Source organism: Mesorhizobium sp. PL10 (assembly GCF_053714315.1).
The window spans coordinates 1-4,140 of record NZ_JBSKBR010000087.1 but is presented as its reverse complement, the minus strand read 5'-3'; the positions used below and the strand labels follow the sequence as shown (position 1 = coordinate 4,140).

Here is a 4,140-nt window from a genome sequence, read left to right as displayed (position 1 = left end):
CAATGACTTACGTGGCTATGTTCTTTTTGTGTTCTCGTCCAGGTGTTCAAGTCGGGTTTGACGGGCTCGCCATCCGTTTCGGACCGAGATTGGTCGCGTCGGCCAGCATGGCAGAGACATTTCTAGGGACGTCGCCTGTGCGCCCCTGCATACTTGTTGACTATCGTAGCGCTCGGCCGCCAAGGTCGAGGGCGACGCGCCTCTTTGTCCTCGACCAACGATTCGAACTCAAGGATACGCGAAAGCCTGCAAATATTCAACGGGCGCGTAAGTGACACTTTGGCTCATGCGTGGCCTTGAGCCTCCGGCTGGGATGTTCGGCAGTGTCCGATAGAAGACATTTATGTCCGAAATCAGACGCTGAGGCGCTGGTATTGCGCCGGCGCGGCGACGCAATGCACATGGTTTCCCCGTAGGTCATTTTGGCACGTCAACTGCAGGGAAAATCCGTAACGGATTCGAACGGCCTCGGTAGTCTCCCGGTCTCGTCGCAAGATTCAAATGAACTTGCTCGATGGGTTAATGCCATAGACGTTCGCACTGTTGAGTTCTTTCCGGCCGGAACCTTGCGGCGCCAGCCGGGGAGCCCGAATTCAGGTCGTGCGATGCCTGGCGCGAAAACGACCGCCGCTACGCCTGGCCCTCACGAGAAGGAATCTAAAGAGTGAACACGCCGAGCTATTCCGAGACATTGGAACTCGCGATTGACCGTTCGTACGAGATCAATCTAGACATGTTGAGGTCGCGAAACCTACACCTCGAGATGCACAACGACTATCTCGTTGGGACTTACCCTCCCCTCAAGGCAATGAAGGATCTGGATGCCTCACTGTTGTTGAAACAGGTTGCGTCGTCAATCGACCTCTATTTCCACGTTCCCTTCTGCAACCAGTATTGCACATTTTGCCACTTTGGCAAAGAAATCAATCCATCTACCGCGCGAGTGGAACGATATCTGGCGGCTCTGGCTAAAGAGATGAGTTGGTCAGAGGCGGCGCTTGATGGCAGAGTCATTGAGACTGCGTTTTTCGGAGGTGGCACTCCTTCGTTCCTGACCAACGATCAACTCAAAACGCTTTTTGGCATGGTTAGTAAGCGCGTTGATTTATCGAACTCTGAGGTAAGTTTCGAATTGCACCCCTCTCTTGGAAAGCAAGTCGATGCTGCGGATCGCTTATCCACTATGCTTGTGAGCGGCGTAAACCGCTTCGTGCTTGGCGTTCAAACCTTGGATCGAAATATCTTGCGCATATTAAACCGCGGGCACGGTGCGGAGGAGGTATCGCAAACCGTAAAATTGCTGATCGACATGGGCGTTGAGAATCTATCCCTTGACCTTATGTATGGACTGCCGGAGCAAACGTTCAGGAGTTGGTACGACTCCATTATCGGCCTATTGGACATGGGAACAGAGAAGTTCAACATATTCCCATTGATGTTTAAATCGACGGACCCCATCACCCGCCAATTAGCGCGAGGACGATACCATTTCGCTGGAGCTAAGGAGCGCATCATAATGCATTTCATGGCTGAGCACATCCTCACGAGCCTCGGCTATCGTCATGGGCCCATTTTCTATTGGACCAAGAGGTCCCAACCGCACTCCGTTCAACAGTCCCGCAAATACGATTCCTGGAACGACAATAATCTTGTCCCGTTTGGGGTTGGCGGATTTGGCTACATGAGTCAGTGCCAGTTCTACAACGAGGCGGATTTAAATCGCTATCTGTCCAGAGTTGAAGCGGGGGAGAAACCAGTATGGAAAGGTGTTGTACTGTCGCAAGACGATCTCATGCGCAGAACGGTGATGTTCTCATTACGAAGCAGTGGAGTGGTGCTCTCTCGCTTCGAACTAGAGTTTGACGTATCGATTGAACAATACTTTGGTCGCGAGCTTAAACTCCTAACTGAGGCGGGGCTGGTGGCTATCTCAAACGATGGCTGCTTTCGTTAACTGCCGCTGGCGTTATCAATGCGGGCGCTGTGTCGCTGCTATTCTTCTCGGAAGACGTGCTGGAGCAGGTCGCGTACACCGAAAGCAGAATAACCGACAAACGAGCCGACCTGCTCGAAAAGCACGATTACTCACCGGCGGGAAGATACGGGTCGAGTGCAGAAATGCGGGCGCTGTTCGGTGAAGTCGGGGGTGCGCTCGATGTGCATTAGGTCTTCTCTTTCCATCCCGGAACACGAGGCTCATCGGGTGCAGGCGATATTTTCTCATTTGACCGATCGAATTGATCGCGGGCACCGAAAACGACCGCTTGGACTTCTCAGCGATTTTGCCACCGAGCAACTGCCGCACCGTATTGCGGAGGTCAAAGGCAGTAAACGCCCAGGTGAAGCGGTTAAGGCCCTAGGGCAGAGTATTAACGCGATGATTGTGTCGACGGACTACGAAGCGCAGTTGCGGAATCTGCCCCGGTCCGAGTTCGGGATCGCTAAGACAGACATCCAGTATCTCACCAATTGTGCTTATCAGATATCCGCCTTTGCCGGCCTTGACCCCGTCGATGCCGAGTTGACGGTGGGAGATGCGCTGAGCCGTCTTGCACGCGTGACTTGCCAACTGCGGCCTAGCATCGATGTCCTCTCCTACGAAGACATGATTCTTACGAATCCGTTGCAGTGCGATCCACGGGTGTATTGCCTTGGCTCAGCCGGGGTCGAGGAGCGGGATTTTTGCCTGGGTCATCAATTCATTGAGAGCGAATTACAGTCAGCAATAGACGCTCTACTTGAGCTACGCGATGCCGCCGAGGCGGATGCGCGTTATTGTCTTGCACGTTGCGCGGAGCACCTAGAGACAGCAAATTCTGTTCTGGAGCGCTTTCACCAATGTATGTCACCCGATCTATTCGGCCAATTTCGTATGTTCTACGGAAAGAACCCTTATAAGGATAGGCTTGGCCCAAGCGGCCGGTTTTCTGCCCGCGTCGTGGCGGTCTCGGTGCTACTGATCGGCGAAGAACTCTGCCACCAAAAACCGCAGTTTTACAGAGATGTATATAGACTGTCAGAATACTATCCGCAAGAATGCATTCACGAGATATTCCGTTGGTTGTCATCTGATAGCGGAAACGCCGGACTTCAGCCAAGCTGGCTAGAGGGGAAAGCAAACTTCCCTAAGTCTGCAACGATTGCGCCCGCCATGGAGCGCCAGGCCAGTGAAATCAGAGAGCTGCGCGCATCCTGTGTCTGGGCCCTTGATCGGTTTACCCGGATGCACCGCAGCACGGCCTTGAAATATACGGTTGAACCAGGTCGTGCAGTTGTCGGGGTTGGGGCATCGGAAAGTGTCGATGCTGTGCTTTCACAGCGGCTTCTGACGCGGTGAGCCAAAGGTAGCGTCAGTATCGCCTCGCCAAGCAAAATATCACGTCAGAGGCGCTTGCGTCCGACACCAGTCGAAAGCGAGGGTCAATGTCTCCAGACGTGGTCTTCCGTCAGTTCGAATCTGGGGATGCCGACGATGTGTGGCTTCTTCATAGAAGCGCATCTGAGCATTCAGGTGTGCGCGGCCCCGGAGGGGCGTGGGAGGATGATTTACGCAATGTCGCAAAGGTCTATATCGAGTCAGGTGGGGACTTCGTAGTCGTGCGTATTGGTACCCAACTTGCTGCTATGGGTGGATTGAAACGCGTTGATGATGATGTCGCAGAGCTGAAGCGTATGCGGGTGGAACCCGTCTTTCAACGACGAGGGCTTGGAAGGAGAACTCTTGGTGAATTGGAATCGCGAGCCGTCGCCCTGGGGTTCAAGTGGATAATCCTCGACACGACAACGATCCAAGTAGGGGCTCAAAGATTTTATGAGACGGCTGGCTATATTCGCCTCAGGGAAGGGATGTTGCACGGATATGCAGTGTTCTTCTACCAGAAGCGGCTCGTCGGCCGGGATGGTGCCCCGCCTTATGGATCGAGTTGTGAGGCGATACAGAAGTCGGTGAACGCCATGACGCGACCGTAGAACCCAGATGAGGGTCGGCTTCGGGGCGGGCGAAATGACACCTTGCCCAGAATTCGCCACGCGCCACTATCATATCTCTTTCCACTTTGGAAGCGAGCCTTCCGGTCAACGCAGGGCAATCGGGTGAGTTAACACGTGACATATGGCGCCAGTGCTGAATCTGTGAGTCCC

4 protein-coding genes are annotated in these 4,140 nt (G+C 53.9%); all 4 read left to right on the top strand.

The window, feature by feature from the left end; all coding sequences use genetic code 11:
* Positions 1-664: 664 nt before the first annotated feature.
* The 4 genes from ACWGTO_RS32795 (at position 665) to ACWGTO_RS32780 (ending at position 3,969) form a co-directional block, all read left to right on the top strand.
* On the top strand, positions 665-1,954 hold the full coding sequence (locus tag ACWGTO_RS32795; protein ID WP_454578855.1) for a coproporphyrinogen-III oxidase family protein: 1,290 nt from the start codon (positions 665-667) through the stop codon (positions 1,952-1,954).
* A 29-nt stretch (positions 1,955-1,983) separates the two neighbouring features.
* Positions 1,984-2,166 (top strand): hypothetical protein, encoded by a 183-nt coding sequence (locus ACWGTO_RS32790; protein ID WP_454578854.1) that lies wholly within the window; start codon positions 1,984-1,986, stop codon positions 2,164-2,166.
* A 37-nt stretch (positions 2,167-2,203) separates the two neighbouring features.
* Positions 2,204-3,337, top strand: coding sequence for a hypothetical protein (locus ACWGTO_RS32785; protein WP_454578853.1), 1,134 nt, complete (start codon positions 2,204-2,206; stop codon positions 3,335-3,337).
* Positions 3,338-3,423: 86 nt separating this feature from the next.
* Positions 3,424-3,969: a GNAT family N-acetyltransferase gene (locus ACWGTO_RS32780; RefSeq protein ID WP_454578852.1), complete on the top strand. Its 546-nt coding sequence runs from the start codon at positions 3,424-3,426 to the stop codon at positions 3,967-3,969.
* The last annotated feature ends 171 nt before the right edge of the window (positions 3,970-4,140 follow it).

Bases quoted from the DNA above. Each gene is read 5' to 3' on its own strand.
- ACWGTO_RS32780 (WP_454578852.1), top strand. From the start codon at position 3,424: ATGTCTCCAGACGTGGTCTTCCGTCAGTTCGAATCTGGGGATGCCGAC.